Annotated in this window: 16 protein-coding genes; 12 read left to right on the top strand and 4 right to left on the bottom strand. The window is 71.2% G+C overall.

Features of this window, described 5'->3' with window-relative positions; translation table 11 throughout:
* Positions 1–135: 135 nt before the first annotated feature.
* Entirely contained in the window at positions 136–555 is a 420-nt protein-coding gene (locus AB0J53_RS19325) for a MerR family transcriptional regulator (RefSeq protein WP_362961253.1), read from the bottom strand.
* Positions 556–609: 54 nt separating this feature from the next.
* On the opposite strand from AB0J53_RS19325, the gene AB0J53_RS19330 reads away from it, so the two are divergent.
* The gene (locus tag AB0J53_RS19330; protein ID WP_364173824.1) at positions 610–1,566 is read left to right on the top strand and encodes an SDR family NAD(P)-dependent oxidoreductase; all 957 of its coding nucleotides are present in this window, start codon (positions 610–612) and stop codon (positions 1,564–1,566) included.
* Between the two features lie 135 nt (positions 1,567–1,701).
* On the opposite strand, the gene AB0J53_RS19335 is transcribed toward AB0J53_RS19330, so the two are convergent.
* The gene (locus AB0J53_RS19335) at positions 1,702–2,643 is read right to left on the bottom strand and encodes an AraC family transcriptional regulator (RefSeq protein WP_364173827.1); all 942 of its coding nucleotides are present in this window, start codon (positions 2,641–2,643) and stop codon (positions 1,702–1,704) included.
* Positions 2,644–2,717: 74 nt separating this feature from the next.
* Here AB0J53_RS19335 and AB0J53_RS19340 point away from each other — a divergent pair, with 74 nt between their 5' ends.
* Positions 2,718–3,716 carry a chlorophyllase gene (locus AB0J53_RS19340; protein WP_364173830.1) on the top strand — a complete coding sequence of 333 codons (999 nt, stop codon included), beginning with the start codon at positions 2,718–2,720 and terminating at the stop codon, positions 3,714–3,716.
* A 210-nt stretch (positions 3,717–3,926) separates the two neighbouring features.
* Here AB0J53_RS19340 and AB0J53_RS19345 read toward each other — a convergent pair whose 3' ends face one another.
* Positions 3,927–5,579 carry a bifunctional metallophosphatase/5'-nucleotidase gene (locus tag AB0J53_RS19345; protein WP_364173833.1) on the bottom strand — a complete coding sequence of 551 codons (1,653 nt, stop codon included), beginning with the start codon at positions 5,577–5,579 and terminating at the stop codon, positions 3,927–3,929.
* Positions 5,580–5,756: 177 nt separating this feature from the next.
* Here AB0J53_RS19345 and AB0J53_RS19350 point away from each other — a divergent pair, with 177 nt between their 5' ends.
* The 10 genes from AB0J53_RS19350 to AB0J53_RS19395 all read left to right on the top strand — a co-directional run bounded on the left by AB0J53_RS19350 (position 5,757) and on the right by AB0J53_RS19395 (position 15,009).
* Entirely contained in the window at positions 5,757–6,641 is an 885-nt protein-coding gene (locus tag AB0J53_RS19350; RefSeq protein ID WP_219503054.1) for a MurR/RpiR family transcriptional regulator, read from the top strand.
* Between the two features lie 12 nt (positions 6,642–6,653).
* Positions 6,654–7,898, top strand: coding sequence for an extracellular solute-binding protein (locus AB0J53_RS19355; RefSeq protein WP_364173837.1), 1,245 nt, complete (start codon positions 6,654–6,656; stop codon positions 7,896–7,898).
* Positions 7,889–8,785, top strand: coding sequence for a sugar ABC transporter permease (locus AB0J53_RS19360; RefSeq protein ID WP_219503038.1), 897 nt, complete (start codon positions 7,889–7,891; stop codon positions 8,783–8,785). Before AB0J53_RS19355 ends, AB0J53_RS19360 begins: the two co-directional genes overlap by 10 nt.
* The gene (locus AB0J53_RS19365) at positions 8,782–9,591 is read left to right on the top strand and encodes a carbohydrate ABC transporter permease (RefSeq protein WP_364173841.1); all 810 of its coding nucleotides are present in this window, start codon (positions 8,782–8,784) and stop codon (positions 9,589–9,591) included. The genes AB0J53_RS19360 and AB0J53_RS19365 overlap by 4 nt, the downstream gene beginning before the upstream one ends.
* A 10-nt stretch (positions 9,592–9,601) precedes the next feature.
* Entirely contained in the window at positions 9,602–10,348 is a 747-nt protein-coding gene (locus tag AB0J53_RS19370) for an SIS domain-containing protein (protein ID WP_364173844.1), read from the top strand.
* Complete coding sequence (locus tag AB0J53_RS19375; RefSeq protein WP_364173847.1) at positions 10,345–11,442, top strand: hypothetical protein; 1,098 nt, start codon at positions 10,345–10,347, stop codon at positions 11,440–11,442. The genes AB0J53_RS19370 and AB0J53_RS19375 overlap by 4 nt, the downstream gene beginning before the upstream one ends.
* Positions 11,442–12,401 (top strand): BadF/BadG/BcrA/BcrD ATPase family protein, encoded by a 960-nt coding sequence (locus tag AB0J53_RS19380; RefSeq protein ID WP_364173850.1) that lies wholly within the window; start codon positions 11,442–11,444, stop codon positions 12,399–12,401. Before AB0J53_RS19375 ends, AB0J53_RS19380 begins: the two co-directional genes overlap by 1 nt.
* A 244-nt stretch (positions 12,402–12,645) precedes the next feature.
* Positions 12,646–13,236 carry a hypothetical protein gene (locus tag AB0J53_RS19385; protein ID WP_364173853.1) on the top strand — a complete coding sequence of 197 codons (591 nt, stop codon included), beginning with the start codon at positions 12,646–12,648 and terminating at the stop codon, positions 13,234–13,236.
* 166 nt (positions 13,237–13,402) lie between these two features.
* Positions 13,403–13,816, top strand: a complete 414-nt coding sequence (locus tag AB0J53_RS19390; RefSeq protein ID WP_364173856.1) for a sigma factor-like helix-turn-helix DNA-binding protein — start codon at positions 13,403–13,405, stop codon at positions 13,814–13,816.
* The gene (locus tag AB0J53_RS19395) at positions 13,813–15,009 is read left to right on the top strand and encodes a hypothetical protein (RefSeq protein WP_364173858.1); all 1,197 of its coding nucleotides are present in this window, start codon (positions 13,813–13,815) and stop codon (positions 15,007–15,009) included. The genes AB0J53_RS19390 and AB0J53_RS19395 overlap by 4 nt, the downstream gene beginning before the upstream one ends.
* Here AB0J53_RS19395 and AB0J53_RS19400 read toward each other — a convergent pair.
* Positions 14,952–18,173, bottom strand: coding sequence for a BTAD domain-containing putative transcriptional regulator (locus AB0J53_RS19400; RefSeq protein WP_364173861.1), 3,222 nt, complete (start codon positions 18,171–18,173; stop codon positions 14,952–14,954). The two genes, AB0J53_RS19395 and AB0J53_RS19400, sit on opposite strands and share 58 nt — an antisense overlap.
* Between the last annotated feature and the right edge of the window lie 121 nt (positions 18,174–18,294).

Below are 18,294 nucleotides of genomic sequence, written 5' to 3' on the forward strand. Positions count from 1 at the left end.
AGGATGCCAAGCCGTTCAGGTGGACCAAGACCGCTGACCAGATCCTCGATCGCATCTGCCGCTACTGCGACCGAATCTCAAAACCAGCTCACTAGCAGGTGCGGACAGTGGTGCGGGAGGCAGTCTTGGCCACAGCTACGCGGAGGGCATCGGTGACCAGAGTCCGGTCGCGGTTCCCTCCTCGACGTGCTTGCGATAGATGACGACTTTGTCATGGATGATCTCTAGGCTGGCAGTCAGATCGGCGATCTTGTCCCGGACGGTTCTTTCGTGCTCCTCCAGGAGCGCGAGCCGCTCCGCCTCGTTGCCCGGACCAGATCGGACGAGCCGAGCGAACCTCTTCAGGGTGGCGATGGGCATGCCGGATTCTCGTAGCCGGTTGCACAACAGGAGCCACTCCACGTCCGCCGGTTCGTAGACGCGCTGTCCTCCGGCCGTGCGCGGAATCGGACGGATGAAGAGTTCCTCACGTTCGAAGAACCGCAAGGCGTGCACGCCCAGGCCGGTCGCCTTGGCGACGTCTCCGATGGATAGGCCGTCCGCGTTCCTGCTCATGCCGCACCGCCATAGCTTGACCTAGATTGCACTCTAGATTTTACCGTCGAGCACATGACAATCACGCAACACAAAATCGGCTCGGGATACAACGCACGCAGCACGGCGGACGACGTCCTGGCCGGCATCGACCTGTCCGGCAAGAACGTCCTGATCACCGGCGGCTACTCGGGTCTTGGGCTGGAGGCCACGCGCGCGCTGGCCCGGGCCGGGGCGCGTGTCATCGTGCCCGCTCGCCGCCCTGCCGTGGCGGCACAGGCGCTGTGCGGCATTCCGCGAACGGAGGTGGGGGAACTCGACCTGGCGGACCCCGGCAGCATCCGGACGTTCAGTGACCGGCTCCTGGAGACCGGCCAGCGCCTCGACATCGTCATCGCCAACGCGGGTGTCATGGCCTACCCGAACACGCCCATCGGTCCGGGTTGGGAAGCGCATTTCGCCATCAACCACCTCGGGCACTACGCCCTGGTCAACCGCCTGCGTCCGGCCCTGGCCCCTACCGGGGCGCGAGTGGTGTCCGTCGCCTCGTCCGGGCACTTCTTGTCGGACATCCGCTGGGACGACCCGCACTTCCGCCGCGGCTACGACCACTGGCTTGCCTACGGGCAGTCCAAGACGGCCAACGCCTTGTTCGCCGTCCATCTCGACGCCCTCGGCGCAGCCAGTGGCATGCGTGCCTTGGCGGTGCACCCGGGTAGCATTCTTACTCCGCTGCAACGGCGTATCCCCCGCGAGCAGCAGGTCGCCCAGGGCTGGATCACCTCGGACGGCCGCCAGGCCGACGGCTTCAAGACCCCGGCGCAGGGTGCGGCGACGGCCGTGTGGGCGGCCACCTCGCCCCTGCTCGACGCGTACGGCGGCGCGTACTGCCAGGACTGCGACATTGCCGAGCCCGCGACCACCGAGGACATGCTCGTCGGCGGCGTCAAGCCGTGGGCGACCGATCCCGATTCCGCATCTCGGCTATGGACCCTCTCCGGTGAACTCACCGGGCTGGATTGCTTCTCCTGACTCAGGGGTGAGGTCACGCGCCACACGTCGTGCGCCTGCCGGAGAGCAGTGTGTCTTGAGCATTACGCAGCCGAAGGGCTGGAGGCCGGTGCCGTGACCGGAGACGTTCGCCCGTGAACCCTTCTGGTCACGGCATCAGCTGCCGGCCCGCCGCCCACGCGTTCGCCGGTGCCGCTGTCGATAGCGCAGGGGCGCCTCGCCCACCTCTCGCTTGAAGGCGGTGCTGAAGGCGCTCTCGGAGGTGTAGCCCAGCTGCGCGGCCAGTTCCCCGATCCGGACGTCGCCGTCGCGCAGCGCCCGCTGGGCCAGCAGCATCCGCCAGGAGCTGAGGTAGGTCAGTGGCGGGACACCGGCAACGGAGCGGAAGCGCACGGCGAACGACGTCCGCGACATCGCCGCCGCACGGGCCAGTTCCTCCAGCCCCCAGGGCCGGCCGGGTTCGCGGTGCATGAGGGTCAGCGCGGGGCGCAGGCCGTCGTCGGTCAGCGCCCGCAGCCACCCCGGCGGCAGTTCGGCCTGGTTCAGGTACGCCCGGAGCACCTCCAAGATCAGCAGCTGGGCGTGCTGGCGTACGGCGAAGGCCGCGCCCATCCGCCCGGCCGTCACCTCCTCGATCAGCCGGTCGACGCACGCCCGCAGGGCGGGCGCGGCGGTGTGGCAGGAGCGAACGAGCGCCACCGGCGGCAGCGCCTGCGTCAGCAGCGCCGTGCCGGCCTGGTTCAGCTCGACGTGACCGCCGAGGATGACGTCGTCGGCGGCGAAGTCCGCACCGCCGACGCGCAGGGCGTAATCACCCGGCTCAGGTACGAACTCGACCGGCGGACCGTCACCGGTGCCGCCCTCGGCACGCATCCAGGAGCGGCCGGTCAGGACTGCGACGTCACCGGCCTCCATCTCGATCGGGCTATCCAACCCGTCGGCCGACAGCCGGCACCGGCCGTGCACCATCACCGTCAACTTCAGCGGGCTCGTGATCACCGACCGCGTGACCCACCGTCCCCCCACCGCGAACGCGCCGGAGACCTGGCCGCGCACCTCAAGGAGATCGAACACCTCCGACAACTGATCGACTATCACGCCCCGAACTATCGCGAAGGAAATCCGCACCGTCAATCATTCATCGTTCGCCCGATCCCACCCATGCTGGAAGCGTGACCCACTCCTCGGAAATCCGGCAGCCACCCGGCTCCGGCTGCACCGCGACGGAAGGCGAAGGGCTCGCCGGGCCCTCCACCCAGGCAACGGGAACGATCCTCAAGGAGCACTCCATGGCACTCAACGACTCTGCGAAAGACCCGACGACATACGCTGCCGGCATCCCGGTGCCGGACCCCGAGCCCGTCTCCTCGTACCACCCCGTCCTGATCGATGTCCCAGGGCGCCCCGTTCCGCTGGCGGTTCGCGTGACGGCTCCGGCCGTCGGCAGTGACCTGCCGGTCATCGTCTTCTCGCATGGACACGGCCCGTCGACCTTCGTCCCCTCCTTCTACGGATACGGTCCGCTCGTCAACTTCTGGGCCGCGCACGGCTTCGTCGTGATCCAGCCCACGCACCTCGACGCCACGTTCCTCGGCCTGCGGGAGGCCGGCGATCCGGATGCGCCGCTGTACCTGAAGTCGCGCGCCGACGATCTTCGCCAGGTCGTGGACCACCTCGGCGAGATCGAACGCGCCGTTCCGGGACTCGCTGGGCGCCTGGACCCGGGCCGCATCGCCGCTGTCGGTCACTCGGCCGGAGGCCACACCGTCGGCCTGGTCTCGGGACAGACCATCGCCGACACCAGCGACGGGTCGACGGTCGGAGCCGTCGACGACCGCTTCAGCGCCCGCGTCATGATCACCGCTCCCGGCTGCGGCGAAGACCTGAACGGTCCCGCGGCGCAGCTCTACACCGCACTCACCAGCACCGGCTTCGACGGCATGACGCCCAAGGCGCTCATCGTCGTCGGCGAGAAGGACTGGAACCCCTTCTTCTCCGACCGGCAGGACTGGCGCAGCGACCCCTACGTCGCGGCGCCCAGGCCGAAGACCCGGCTGGAGATCTTCGACGCCGAGCACGGGCTCGGCGGCATCTCCACCTTCGACGCGGTCGAGACCACCGACGAGAACCCCGACCGGGTTGCCGCCGTACGCGCGCTCATCTGGGCCTAAGTGCGGAGCGAGCTCTACCCCGATGATCCGGCCTGGACGCGGGCCACCGCAGCGCTCGACGGCAGCACCACCCCGATCGGACGCGTCGAGTCCAAGTAGACCCCTGCGTACGCTGACGTGCTGTACCGCGGGCCTCGCTCAGCGGGCCAATCCCGGCCGCCGTCGTGCCCCAGCCGTCGAGCTGACGCTTCCGGGCGGCCGGGCTGTCCGTCAGTTGAGGCGGGTGATGCGGCCCAGCGCCGGGGGCTGGAGCGGGCTGTTCGCGCGGATGTGGGCCTCCAGCGCCTCGATGTCGCGTACCTTCTCGACCCGGTCGGTGCCCTCGGTGAGCACGCTGAACCCGTCGCCGCCCTCGGCGATGAAGGAGTTCGCGGTCACCCGGTACTTCTCGGCAGGGCTGATCGTCGTGCCGTTGAGCTTGATGGTCGCCGGGTCGATCTTGTCGCAGGCGGGCCTGGCGTTGTCGTAGGCGAAGGTGAGCCCCTGGGAGACGCCGAGGACGCGGGGCGTGCCCTGGCCGCACCACTGCTGCTCCAGGAATCGCTCGACCTGCGCACCGGTCAGAGTCATCGTCACGAGCATGTTGCCGAACTGCTGGACGCGGATCGCCTCCCCGTGAGTGACCAGGTTGGCCACGTCGTTGCCCATGGCCGAGGCGTACAGGTCGCCGCCGATGCCGCCGCCGTACGGGGGCTGGACGGCGATCTGGGCGCCGCCGGTCTCCGGGGACGAGGTGGCGGCGAGACGGGCGTCGGCGAGGGCGTGCCCGATCGTGGACTCCCCGGCGGCGTTGCGGCTCGCGGTGAGGTCACGGTGGATCATGCCGATGGGCCGGTCCATCAGCCGGTGGGCCTGCTCGTCGGCCCGGCGGCGCAGCGCGGCGATCCGCGCGTCGGGCCGGATGCCGTGGGTGGTGGTGATGTTGTCGGCCTTCGCCGCGACCGGGTTGCCGGTGGCGCGGTCGACGGTGAGCTTGATCCGGGTGACCTCGCGGCCGAAGCCGGACGTCTGGGTGACGGGAATCCCGTTGATCACGCAGTTGTACGGGTTGTGCGTGTGGCCGGAGAACACGGCGTCGACCTCGGGGTCGAACTTCGCCACGATGTCCTTGACCGGGCCTGCGAGGTTGCCGCACGCGTTGGGCAGGCCGCCGCCGGTCTGGCCTCCGCCCTGGTGGAGCAGGACGACGATGGTGCGCACGCCCTTGGCCTTGAGCTCGCCGACATAGGTGTTCACGGTCTCGGCCTCGTCTCGGCCCTCCAAGGGCGCGGTGGGCGAGGGGGCCTCGAACAGGGACCTCTTGTGGGTCACGGCGATGACGCCGACCTTGACACCCTTCACCGTCTTGACGAGGTAGGGGTCGAAGGCGGGTTTCCCGGTCGTGGTGTCGACGATGTTCGCCCCCAGGTAGGGGAAGGAGGCGCCGGCGAAGCGGCCCAGCACGCAGCCGGTCGGGTGGCAGCCGCCGTTCTCCAGCCTGCGCAGCTCGGTCAGCCCGCGGTCGAACTCGTGGTTGCCGACGCTGGAGGCGTCCAGGCGCATGAGGGACAGCGCCTCGATGCCCGGCTCGTCGTGCATGACGGCGGAGGCGGGGCTGTTGATGATGTTGTCGCCTACTGCGAGCCGCAGCGTGCCGGTCGGGTTGTCGCGCTGGAGGCGGTCCAGGTGCGCCGCCAGGTATTCGGCTCCGCCGGCCTCGACCGGGCCGTCCGGCGTCATGGCGACGCTGGACGGCAGCGCCGAGTGGAAGTCGTTGATCCCGAGGAGCTGGATGTCCACCGTGTCGGTCGTGGCGGCGGTGGCGGTCTGGACGGGCAGCAGGGCTGTTCCGCCCAGCAGCAGCGTGGTGAGCAGGTTACGCATGTGCGTCCCTTCGGGGGTGTCTGTCGCGGGGCGAGCGTAGCCACGCGTCCACGAAAAAGTAAAGACTCCCGTAGACGGGTGTAGGTCAGGGGAATTATTCACACGACCATCTGTCCCGACCCAGCTCAGTCTGGTGAACTATTGACATACAGAACGTGGATGGAGCAAATTTCTCCCATGGCCGAGCCGGCAGAGAACTATTCCTCCATCCTCACCCGCATCCGTGGCGTCGAGCCCACGCTGACCGCCGCCCACCGGCGCATCGCCGAGATGATCCTCGCCGAGCCCGCCGCCGTGGCCGCGTCCACCATCACCGAGCTGGCCGAACGCTGCGCCACCTCGCTGACCACCATCACCCGGTTCTGCCGCGAGCTGGGGCTGGCCGGCTACCCCGAGCTCCGGCTGGCGCTCGCGGCCGAACAGGGCAGGACGAACGCCAATCCGCGCGATACGGCGCTCATCGCCTTCTCTCCCGACGACCCGGCGAGCGTGGTGCTGCGCAGCCTGCTGGCCAGCGACGTGCGCGCCATGGAGGAGACCGCGGCGCACCTGGACGTCACCGCCGTGGACCGGGCGGTCTCCGCTCTCGTGCGGGCCAGGTTCATCGACTTCTTCGCGGTCGCGGGCAGCGCCGGCGTCGCCATGGACCTGCACCTCAGGCTGCACGCCATCGGCCGGCCGTGCGCGTTGTGGACCGACGTGCACAACGCCGTCTGCAGCGCCAACGCGCGAGACCATCGCGACGTGGCAGTCGGCATCTCCCACTCCGGCACCACGGCCGAGGTCGTCGAGCCGCTGACCATCGCCAAGGAGCGCGGCGCCACCACCATCGCCGTCACCAACTTCCCCCGCAGCCCGCTGGGGGAGGTCGCCGACGTCGTCCTGACCACCGCGGCGCGCGACACCCCCTTCCGCGCCGGAGGAGTGGCCGCCCGCCACTCCCAGATGCTCGTCCTGGACTGCCTGTACATCGGCGTGGTCCAGCGCACCCACGAGACCAGTGACCAGTTGCTGACCGCCGCCACGGAGGCGGTGGCCAAGCACCGCCTGCCCCAACGCTGACCAGGAGCCTTCATGCGTCTGGCCCCCCTCGCCGCCGCCGTCCTGCTGTCGGTCGCCGCCTGCGCCCCCAGCTCGCCCTCGACCACCCCCCAGTCCCAGGACAAGGTCACCCTGTCCGTCTGGGGCTGGGGGCCCGAGGAAAACTTCGACAAGATGTTCGCCGCGTACGAGAAGCTCAACCCGGGCGTCGACGTCGACGCCCGGTCCTTCACCACCGCCACCGAGTACGACACGATCCTCGCCACGGGCCTGGCCGGCGACAGCGGCCCCGACCTGGCCTGGCTGCGGGCCGGCCCCAACCTGCAGCCGCTCGTCGAGGCGGGCCGGCTGCTGCCGCTGGAGACCGCCGACGTCCCCGGCCTCAAGGACTACGACGAGGACGTGCTGCGCTCAGCCAAGGGCGACAAGGACGGCAAGGTCTACGGGGTCCCGTTCGCCGTACAGACCCTACAAGTGATCTACAACAAGAAGATCTTCGCGGACAACGGCCTCACCCCGCCGCAGACCTGGGCCGACATGATCGCGGCCGCCGAGAAGCTGAAGGCCGAGGACATCGTCCCGTTCGCGTTCGGCGGCAAGGACGACTGGATGCTGCCCATCGTGGCCGGCATCTTCGGCACCGCCAACTGGGGCGGCGACGCCTTCCTCGACGACGTCCGGGCCAAGAAGAAGAAGTTCACCGACCCCGCGTTCGTCGCGGGCATCGACCAGCTCAACAAGCTCCGGCCCTACTTCCCCGACCAGATGACGGGCGTCTCCTACACCGACGCGCAGATCCTCTTCTCGTCCGGCAAGGCGGCCATGTTCCCCGGCGGCCTGTGGGAGCTGAACTTCTTCACCGAGAACGCCAAGGGGATCGACCTGGGCGTCTTCACCCCGCCCGCGCCCGGCGGCGGACCCGGCCTGATGCCCGGCTTCACCGACGGCTCGTACGGCATCAGCGCCAAGACCAAGCACAAGGCGGAGGCGCTGAAGTTCGCCTCCTGGCTCGCCTCCAAGGAGTACGGCCAGCTCTACACCGACACGTTGCGGGTCTTCTCCGCCGTGCCGGGCGTCGCGCCCACCGACCCGCTGCTCAAGGAGGTGTCCACGACCTTCGACAAGCAGGGCGCCACGTACTTCATGAACGAGTTCGCGTACGGCAACCCCTCCTCGCAGGCCGTCTTCTCCAAGGCGCTGCAGGAGATGCTGCTGGGCCGCATCACCGCCGAGGAAGCGGCCGGGCGGCTCGACCAGAGCGTGGCCACATGGCTGTGAGCACCACCCGGCGGGGATCGTCGCACCTGTTCCTGATCCCCGCCTTCCTGCTGTACACGCTCTTCGTCATCTATCCGCTGCTCACCGGCCTGAGCTACAGCGTCTTCACCTGGAAGGGCACGCTGCGCGACACCTTCGCCGGGTTCGCCAACTACGTGCACCTGCTCACCGGCTCGTTCCTCGACCAGCTCCTGCCCGCGCTCGGCCACAACTTCCTGCTGTTCGCCGGGACCATGCTCGTGCAGAACACGCTCGGGCTGGCCCTGGCCCTCGCGCTGTCGCGGGCACGGCGGGGCAAGCGCGTCCTGCAGACGATGTTCGCCCTGCCGTACCTGGTCAACCCGCTCGTCATCGGCTACCTCTGGACCCTGCTGCTGAGCCCGACGTTCGGGCCGGTCAACGCGCTGCTGCGCGGCGCCGGGCTGGACGGGCTGGCGATGCCCTGGCTGGGCGATCCCGCCACCGCCCTGCCGACCGTCATCGCGATCACCACCTGGCAGTGGGTCGGCTTCCCCATGCTGCTGTTCAGCGCCGCCCTCGGCGGCATCCCGCAGGAGTACGCCGAGGCGGCCACGACCGACGGGGCCAACGCGTGGCAGGTCTTCTGGCGCATCACGCTGCCGCTGCTGCGCCCCGCGATGGGCACCATCACGATCCTGAGCTTCATCGGCAGCATGAACACCTTCGCCCTGGTGTACGCGCTCGGCGGCTCCAACGGCGCGCCCGCGGGCGCCACCGACGTGCTGGGCCTGCTGTTCTACCGGGCGGCGTTCGCCTCGGGCGACGTCAACGCCATGGGCACCTCCTCCGCGCTGGCTGTCCTCATGTTCACCTTCATCTTCGGCTCGACCCTCCTGCTCGAACGCGTACTGAGGAGGAAGGCGTGAAAACCCTGTGGATCAAGCTGCTGCTGTGGGGTTACGCCGTCTTCTCCATGGCGCCCCTGGTCGTGATGCTGCTGAGCTCCTTCCGGCCGACCAGCGACATCTTCGACGACCCGATCGGGCTGCCCGCCGGGCCGGAGTTCGGCAACTACGTCAAGGCGTGGACCGAGGCGTCCTTCTCCACCTACGTCATCAACTCGCTGGTCGTCGTGGTGACGGCGGTGCTGCTCGGCGCCGCCGTGTCGCTGCTGGCCGCCTATCCGCTCGGCCGCAAGCGCTTCACCGGGCGCGGGCTGTTCACCGCCTACTTCATCTCCGGCATGACCCTGCCCGCGCACCTCGGCGTGCTGCCCCTGTTCTACCTGCTGGAGAGCATGGGGCTGATCGACTCACTGCTCGGCCTGATCCTCGTCTACGCGGCCGGATCGGTCCCGTTCAACGTGTTCGTGCTGACCGCGTTCTTCCGGCAGCTTCCCGGCGAGCTCGACGAGGCCGCCTCGCTGGACGGGGCCGGGCCCCTGGCGACGTTCTGGCACGTGATGCTGCCCCTGGTGCGGCCCGCCATCGCGACCGTGATCGTCTTCCAGTTCGTACCCCTGTGGAATGACTTCTTCTACCCGCTCGTCCTGATGCGCGACGAGAGCAAGCTGACGCTGCCCGTCGGGCTCACCCACTTCTTCGGCGAGTTCCAGAACGACTGGGGGACGCTGTTCGCCGGGCTGGTGATGACGACGGTCCCCCTCGTCGTGCTCTTCGTCCTCGCCACCCGCCAGATCGTCGCCGGCCTCACCGCCGGCATGAACCGTTGAGGAGCACCCTGTGGACCTTGTGACAGCTTTCGCCGACGAGACGCGCGAACGCGTCGACGAACTTGTGGCGACTCAGTTGCCGGCCATCAGGCAGGCGGGCGCGCTGATCGCCGGCGCGGTGCGGGCAGGCGGGGTGGTCCACGCCTACGGCACCGGCCATTCCGAGGCCGCCGCGCTGGAGCTGGCCGGGCGCGCGGGCGGGCTGATCCCGGCCAACCGGCTCACCCTGCGCGACCCCGTGGTGCTCGGCTCGGCCAGGCCCGGCGACTTCGATCCGCTGGCCGAGCGCGACCCGGACACCGCCCACCAGGTGCTGGCCCTGCACACGATCGACCCCCGGGACGTCTTCGTGATCGCCTCCAACTCCGGCGGCAACGGCTCCACCGTGGAGATGGCGAAGCTGGTCAAGGAGCGCGCGCTGCCGCTCGTCGCGATCACGTCGATGGCGCACACGAGCGCGATCACCTCACGCCACCCGTCGGGCGAGAGGCTGTTCGAGCTGGCCGACGTCGTGATCGACAACCTCGCACCGTACGGCGACGCGGTCCTGCAGACCGAGCACGGCCCGGTGTGCGGCATCTCCTCGATCACCTCGGCGCTGGCCGTGCAGCTGGTGGTCGCCGAGGCGATCGGCCTGCTGAGCGCGGCGGGGATGGTCCCGCCCACCTACCTGTCGGCCAACATCCCCGGCGCCGACGCGCACAACGACGCCCTTCAGGCCCGCTACGCCGGGCGCATCAGGATCGGTGCGCTGTGACGCTGACGATCGCGGCCTTCTGGCCGCCGCCCCCGCACGAGACCACCGTGGCGCGCTACCGGCAGATCGCCGACGCGGGCGTCGACCTGGTCATCACCGGCAACTACCTCAACGACGCGATCTCCATCCGGCACGCCCTGAACTGCGCCGACGAGGCGGGGCTCGGCGTGCTGGTCGCCTCCGACCCGAGGATCGAGGTGCTCATGCGCGACCTCGACCCCGGCGACGAGCAGACCAGGGCGCTGATCGGGCGGGTGATCGACGACTACCGGGACCACCGCTCGTTCCGCGGCATCAGCCTGATGGACGAGCCGCTGCCTGACCGGTTCGGACGCCTGGCGATCGGCGTGTCGGCCGTGCGGTCGCGCGGCTTCCTGCCGTACGTCAACCTCTTCCCGAGCCACGCCACCGGCCCGTACGACGAATACGTGAGCGGCTTCGTGTCGGCCGTCCGGCCCGCCCTGCTCTCCTTCGACCGCTACCCCTTCCTCTCCTCCGGCGACGACCCCGGCTACTTCGCCGATCTGGCCACGATCCGCGCCCACGCCGCCAAGGCCGAGGTGCCGGCCTGGATGTACGTCCAGACACTCGCCTACGACGGGCACCGCACGCCCACGGCCGCCGAGATCGCCTGGCAGGTCAACACCGCGCTGGCCTACGGCTACACCGGCATCCAGTACTTCACCTACTGGACGCCCGACCCCTCGCGAGGCGAAGGCTTCCGGCCGGCCCTGGTCGACGACGGGCGGCCCACCGAGCGCTACGCCGCGATCCGCGAGCTGAACACCCGCTGGCTGCGACCGGTGGGGGAGGAGCTGGCCCGTCAGCCGTGGATCTCGGCCGGGCACACGGGCCCGCTCCCCGACGGCGCACACCCCCTCCAGGACGGTCTCGTCGCCTCGGGCGAGATCGTCGCCGGCAGCTACGGCGAGCGGCACCTGTTCGTGTGCAACGCCCGCCACGACACCGCCACCACCGTCACGCTCGCCGCCCGGGCCGGCGCCTTCGACCCCGCCACCGGGTCCTACGACCCGTGCCCCGCCACCTTCACCCTCGACCCCGGCGCCGCCCGGCTGCTGCGGCGGGAACCCTGATGCTCTTCGCAGGCGTCGACGCGGGCGGCACCTCCACCCGCGTCGCCGTGCACACCGCGTCCGGCGACAGAGTCGGGCACGGCACGGCCGGCGGGGGCAACCCGGCCGCCCACGGGCCCGGCGCGGCAGGCGCGGCGATCGCGGCGGCCCTGCGCCAGGCGATCCACGCTCTCCCCGTCGCCGAGGTGACCGCGTCCGTGGCCGGGGTCGCCGGCGCCGACGAAGGCTTCGCTCCCGTGCTCGACCGGATCTGGGCCGAGCACGGTCTGACCCACCGGCCCAGCCTGGTCAGCGACCTCACGGTCGCCTACGCCGCGGGCACACCCGCGCCGGCCGGCACACTGCTGCTCGCGGGAACGGGGGCCGCCGCGGCCCGGTTCGCCCAGCGGGAGATCGACGGCGTGGCCGACGGGCTCGGGTGGCTGCTCGGGGACGAGGGCGGCGGCTTCTGGATCGGCCGGGCCGGGGTACGGGCCACGGTCCGCGCCCTGGACGCCGGATCACCGCACGGCCCCCTCGTCGAGCTGGTCTCACAGCGGTTCGGCGCCTCCGGCCCGCCCCGGCGACAGGCCGACCACATCGTCCGAGCGGCGCAGGCGGACCGGATGGCGCTGGCCGCCAGCGCCCCACTGGTCGGGCAGGCGGCCGACCTGGGCGACCCCGACGCCCGCGCGATCGTCCACGAGGCCGCACGACGCCTGGTGGCCACGGCCCGCCGGGTACACCGCGCCGGACCGGTCGTGCTGGCGGGCGGCGTCCTGGCCAACCACGGCCCGGTCCGCAGAGCCGTCATGCGGTCACTGACCGGACCGGAGCCCGTACCGGCCCTGGCGGAGGTGACCGGTCTGCGCACCGCCCGCGACGGACCGGGCGCGGCGAGCTGGCTCGCCGCCCTCGAACACCTGGGAGACAGCCGGGCGCGGGCGGCACACCTGCGGTTCACCACAGTGGACGGATGACGGCTGGTCGCGGTGGTCGCGGTCACCTGCCGCGTAGTCCTTCGACCGGACGATCTGCCCGCAGGTCACTTCAGGGCGTTGGCGGCGGTGTCCCGCTGGGGACGGAACGGCCCGAGGGCGAGCGGCGTCCGGACCACATGTGGGGCTGCCCATCGCTTCCCCGGGCCAACGCCGGCGGCTTATGCCTGCTTGCCGCTACGAGATCAGGTTCACACGGAATGGTCCTGCCTCTACTGTGAATGAGGTGGGCGCGGATGTGCACGAGGTGCTTGGTGTGTTGGGGCTCCTCGGGGTTGTGCTGCTGTTTGTCATGCTGGTGTCCGGTGACTCCGAAGCCAAGCCGGCCGACAACGAAGTCGACCCGGCCGTGAGGCGACGGCGGTGGGAAGTGCGGGTCCAGGCGGCACGCCGCCTCCTGGACGTCTGCCTCCCCAACGTCGCCAACGGGGAGAAGCACTACCAGGAGGCTGAGAGGCGCCTCGCCACTCCTGGTTCGGAGAGCCTCGCGGTCATGGAGATCGAACAGGCCTGCATCTACAGGCACTGGCGGGCGCTGCTGCACTTGGCGGTGATCCGCGCGATGGAGATGAAGCCCCAAGAGGCGATATGGGCGTTCGACAAGGCCGTCCTGGTGGTGAATCCTGCGGGGATCGAGCCCGATGACTTCCGGCCCAAGATGGTGGGGATGGCCCTGATCTGGCTGGAGGCCCGCCCGGGGCTGGCCAAGGTGTTGGAGGACTCCGTAAGCCGGAGACATCCTGGCATTTCCGGCGCGCAGCTGCGTGCCAAAGCCGTCGAAGAGATCATCGAGACGATCCCGCCCTTGAAACCATGAAGCAGGACTGCCGCAGGCCGGGCGGGTCCTGACCTCAGTCGAGGGTGGGGCGTAGGGGCCGGCACCCGTCGGCGTCGAGCTGGGCGTGCCCCTGTCGATGTCCACGGCGCGAGTGCCATGGAAGGGCACGCTTTCGTGGTGGGCGGGCCAATACACCGCCGCAGGCATGCGGCAGTCGCTGATGCGGACGGCGTACCTGCTCACGGGGGACGCCCACCTGGCCGAGGACCTGCTGCAGAGCGTGCTGGTCAAGGTGCTCGGCCGATGGCCCAGGCTGGCGGGCCTCGCCAGCCCGCAGGCGTACGCCCGCAAGGCCCTGGTCAACCAGTACATCTCGTGGCGCCGGCGGCTGGCCAGGGTGACCGAGCTGCCGAGCGCCGAGCCGCCGGACCGGCCGTACTCCACCGTGCTGCGCTACTACGAGGATCTCACCGAGCACGAGACCGCCAAGCTGCTGAACTGCTCGATCGGCACGGTCAAGAGCCACGCCCATCACGCGCTCGCCCGGTTACGGGCGCTCGCGCCCGAACTGGCGCCGCGGTTCGCCGAGCTGGAAGACCTGAAGGGAGCACACCGATGACGGGGCTGCGAGACATGCTGAACGACGTGGCCGACAGCGCCCCCCGGGTCGACCTGACCGAGCGCACGATCGGGCTCCGCAACCGGCGGCGGCGCAGGACGACCTCGATCGTCGCGGCGGCCGCGGTGGTCGCCGTCGCGCTCGGCGTGACGGCCGTCGTACGGACGCAGGCCGTACGGCCGGCCCCCGCTGTCGCGCCCGGGACGGCGACCGACCTGCCGGCGCGCGGGGTGGGGCCGCTGAGCCACGCCTACATGACGTTCTGCCGGAAGCCGGGCGGCAAGGCGCCGGCGGGATGCGTGCACGGCGGCTGGCGGGTGGTCACCCGTGACGGCACCACGTACCGGGTGGCGCGGGCCCTGGCCGGGGCCCGGGCACCCCTTCGGACGAGCCCGCTGGCGATCAGCCGCGACGGTCGCAAGATCGCGTACTACGACACCGCGGCCAGCACCTTCGCGGTGCGCGACCTCGCCTCCGGCGCGGTGACCACGGCGCCGACGAGGGTGCCCACGGCCTGGCTCGGCAGCATCGCGCACCTCCTGCTGTCGGACGACGGCCGTTTCCTCGCCTTCACCAAGAGGCCGCCGCTCAAGGACCCGGCCATGCTCTTCGACCTGCGCGAACGCATGTCCCGGCCGCTGCCCAACGGCTGGAACCCGATCGGCCTGTCCCCGGACGGTGACACGATCACCCTGGCGGAGTACGCGCCCAGAACCCGGCTGCGGACCATCACCCGGCTCTGGCGGACGTCCACGGCGGGCAACACGACGACCGTCGACGTCGCCGGGGACTACCTGGTCGGCGCGCTCGGACCCGACGGGAACCGCGTCGTCGCGGTGGAGAGCGTGGAAGCGGGCATCACCGGATGCCTGCGAAGCGGCCCCGACCTGGTGCATCTGGACCGGAAGACCGGCAAGGCGCTCCGGCGGGTCCCCGTGCGGGGCCTGTCCATGACGGCCAACCGGGTTCGCCTGCGCGGCTGGACCGGCCCTCACGAGATCACCGCCCTGGCCACGCCCCTGGCCTGCCGCGAGCGGGACGACGCCGCCCCCGCACAGAGCTTCGACCCGCCCTACGTCCCTTTCACGGCGTACGCGGTGAACGTCGAGACCGGCAAGGCCAGGAAGCTCGCCACCTACACCGCCCAGGGCTTCTTCCAGCTCGTGCTCCCGGGCTTCCCCGGCACCCTGTGACGGCGGGCGGCGCGTGCGTGCTCGCGGGCCGTCTCCGTCCGCCCCATGCGGTCGGCCAGCTCGGCGAGGACCTGATGGGTGGAGCCCCAGCACGCGCTGCCGATCCCGAGCACGACGAGCAGGTCGGCGGAGGGCAGGAGCGTCTCGTACAGGTCGTGCGGCGAAGGGGTGCCGAGGCGGGCGGCGACGAGACCCCAGACGGGGGTGAGGAAGTCGGCGGTCCAGTCCTGCCTGATCCGGGTGCCCCACCGGGCGATCAGGTCGTGGGCGAGATCGGTCCGCCCGGATTCGGCGGCGGCGAGGATCGCGAGGGGCCGGACGGGCTCCAGGTGGCGCTCCTCGGCCGCGGCCAGGAGGTCGTCCAGCACCGTGCCGCTCTCACCGTGGGCGCGGGCGCGGGAGTAGGCGGTCGCCAGCCGCCGGTACGGCGCGCCCCACAGGCTGGAGCCGTACCGCGGCGACGCGTGCCCGGTCGCGAGCCGTTCCACCTGGTCCCAGTCGCCGTCCAGCATGTGGCGGCCGGTCTGCGCGATGCGCACCATCGCCTTCAGGTCCGGCCGCCGGTCGCGGTCGAGGAGGCGTTCGCAGCGGGCCAGCTCGCGGTCCCACTCGTCCAGCTCCGCCGTACGCAACAGGCAGGCCAGGCGGGTGACGCGGGCGACCAGTTCGGTGCTCGGCGACAGTCCCGGCAGCGCCGCCATCCGTTCGGCGACGGCCCGGCGCTCGTGGGTACGGCCGGGCACGAAGGCGGCGAGCAGGTAGTTGCTCAACGTCCGCGCCTGCAGCATGCGGTCGCCGGTCCGGCCGGCCAGGTCGATCGCCTGCGCGGTGAGGCGTTCGCCTTCGGCCTGCCTCGGGCCGTAGTGCAGCTCGACGCCGAGCGTGCCGAGCAGCCGGGCCCGGTCGTCGTCCGGGAGTGGCCCGTCGAGCAGACCTTCGAGGGCTGCCACGATCCGCTCGTCGACCTGGCCGTAGGGCCGCCAGTACCAGAGCGCGGGCGTGCCGAAGAAGCTCAGCGCGTCGATCATGGCGGTGCGGTCGCCGAGCCGGTCGGCCAGCTCGATGGCTTCGAGCAGGTCCCGCTCCGCGGCCTCGGCATCGCCGTTGGCGCGCCTGGCGTGCGCCTGGCCGATCAGCAGCCGGGCGCGGGTGGCCTGGTCGCCGGGCGGCAGGTGGGTCAGGGCGAGCTGCCAGAACTGCACGGCCTCGGTGTGGGCGAGCTGGCGCGCCGCGTGCTCCGCCGCGCGGGCGGCGTGCCGTACAGCGTCGGCGGCGCCGCCGACCTTGGCGGCCTGGGCGAAGTGGTGGGCCAGCGTGGCGGCTTCGGCGTCGGCGGTGTACGGCTCCAGCGCCCGCCCGACGCGCAGGTGCAGGCGGGCTCGCTCGACCCGGGACAGCTTGCCGTACAGAGCCTGGCGGACCAGAGCGTGGCCGAAGCGGTAGTCGGGTCCGTCGGCGGGCTCGGTCAGCAGTCCCGTCGCCACAGCGGGTTCCAGGGCGAGCATGACCTCCTCCGCCGATCTGGAGGTGACGGCCACGAGCGTCTCGACCTCGAGTTCGCGCCCCACGACCGCCCCGGCGCGCAGGAGCTCGCGGGTCTCCTCCGGCAGGCGGGCGACCCGGCGGTCGATCACGTCGCCCGCGCCCCTGGGCACGGCGGTGGGGTCGCGGCGCTCGCTCTGCCGCAGCCGCAGCACCTCGCCGAGGTAGAACGGGTTGCCGCCGGTGCGCTCCAGCAGCGTGCCCGGTTCCTCGTCAAGGTTCCTGGCGCGCAGGTAGGCTGCGACTTCCTCCAGGGTGAACGAGGTCAGCTCCAGCCGGTCCGCCCCGTGCTGGCGGGCCAGCGCGGCGAGTGTGTCGCCCAGCTCTTGGGGGTGGTCACCGGGCTCGGGACGGACGGTGACGACCGCCAGGACCGGGAGCCGCGAGAAGGGGCCGGCCGCGTAGGCGAGCAGCCTCAGCGAGGAGGCGTCGGCCCAGTGCAGGTCGTCCAGGATCACCAGGAGCGGCCAGGGGTCCTCGGTGAGGGCCGCGACGGCCTGTTCGAACCGGCCGTACAGGGTCGGTTCGAGGGCCTCACCCGACAGCGGCTCGCCCGCGTGGCCGCTCTGCCGGATGATCTGCGTCCAGGGCCAGAAGGCGGGAGCCGTACCCTCCGCGCAGCGCCCCCAGGCGACGCGGAAGCCCCGCGCCTGCGCCAGCTCGGCCGCGACCTGGGCGAGCCTGGACTTGCCGATGCCCGCCTCGCCCGTGACCAGGACGACGCCGCCCCGGCCCGCGCGGGTCTCGGCGAACCGGTGTTCCAGCACCGCGAGCTGGTCCGACCTGCCGATCAGCGTGGTAGTGGCGGGCGCGGGGGTGGGCGGGGCGGGTGGTTCAGGGGCAGGTGTGGCCGGGCGCAGCTCCGCCGTCTGGCCGAGCACGGCCTGTTCCAGGGCGCGCAGTTCGGGTCCCGGATCGAGGCCGAGATCCTCCGACAGCCGGTCCCGCACACGGCGCAGCGCCGCCAGCGCGTCGGCCTGGCGTCCGGAGCGGTAGAGGGCGAGCGCCAGCAGCGCCCATCCGCGCTCGCGGTAGGGGTGCGCTTCGACGAGGTCGTGCAGGCCGGGGACGAGCGAGGCCGCCTCGCCGAGTGCGAGCCGCGCGTCGAAGCGGTCCTCCAGCGCCGCGGTCCGTACCTCGGCCAGCCGCGCCACGGTGGGCCGCGCGAACTCCTGGCCGGCGAACTCCCCGAGCGGATCGCCCGTCCACAGGGCCATGGCGTGGTCGAGGGCCGAGATCGCCTCCTGGTGCTCGCCGCGCGCCAGGGCCAGCCGCCCTTCCTCGGCGTACGAGACGAAGCGCCCGAGGTCCACCTGGCCGGGAGCGACGGCGAGCAGGTAGCCGGGCTCGCGGGTGAGAAGCACCCTCGGCGGGGTGCGCGCCGCCCGGCCGGGCTCCAGGATCCTGCGCAGGTGCGCGATGTACGCCTGCAGCGTGCGCGTGGCCCCGGCCGGTGGCTCGCCGGTCCAGAGCTCGTCGATCAGCCGGTCGAGCGAGACTACGCGACCCGGCTCCAGCGCCAGCATCGCCACGAGCGCCCGCTGCTTGCGCGTGCCCAGATCGTACGGCTCGCCGGAGGCGTCGGAGACCTGCACCGCACCGAACAACCGAAACGCCAGCATCATCCCACTTTGTCGATAGATTCCCCGAGGTCACAGCATATGCCGCCCGCCTCAACCGGACCTCAGCTCGACCCCAGCTCGACCCCAGCTCACCTGCGAGAGCCTTGCTCCAACGCCGACG

The organism is Nonomuraea sp. NPDC049725 (assembly GCF_040674795.1).
In the GTDB taxonomy this organism is placed as follows: domain Bacteria; phylum Actinomycetota; class Actinomycetes; order Streptosporangiales; family Streptosporangiaceae; genus Nonomuraea; species Nonomuraea ceibae.